The 450-nt window shown below is 46.0% G+C and carries 1 protein-coding gene; it reads left to right on the top strand.

Annotated features, from left to right (window positions below):
* Positions 1 to 71: 71 nt before the first annotated feature.
* Positions 72 to 450: DUF4158 domain-containing protein (locus HX773_RS25305; protein ID WP_176973795.1), on the top strand; the 379-nt coding region annotated here is incomplete at its 3' end.

The raw sequence follows: 450 nt of genomic DNA, 5'->3' as shown, positions 1-450 counted from the left end.
AGGGTGTACCCTTATGCGATAACCATTTTTGTTTAAAAATACCGCATCGAATAATTTATGAGGGAAACTATATGGCAAGGAGGCAGATTCTTTCTCTGTCGGAAAGAGAATCATTACTGGCATTACCGGACGATGAGTTAACGCTGACACGAATGGCGTATTTTAGTGAGCATGATCTGGCGCTTATCAGTGCTCACCGTAAACCCGCCAGTCGTTTTGGTTTTTCCGTCCTTCTTTGCTATCTGAAAAATGTCGGCTTTGCACCGGATAAAAAAATCCCACCCTCTGATGCGCTGCTGAAGCATATCGCCAGCAGGCTAAAACTTACCGGGGATCTCTGGCCTGCTTACCTTTCCGGCAGGGAAACCACGCGACGCGAACATTTAACCGAACTGTACCGCTATCTTGGCGTAAAAGCGTTTACCGGAAAAATACAGCAGGACTGTATTA

This window comes from Pantoea sp. B9002, assembly GCF_013385945.1.
GTDB lineage: Bacteria > Pseudomonadota > Gammaproteobacteria > Enterobacterales > Enterobacteriaceae > Pantoea.
The sequence above is the reverse complement of the archived record's forward strand: the minus strand, read 5'-3'. Positions and strand labels throughout refer to the sequence as shown.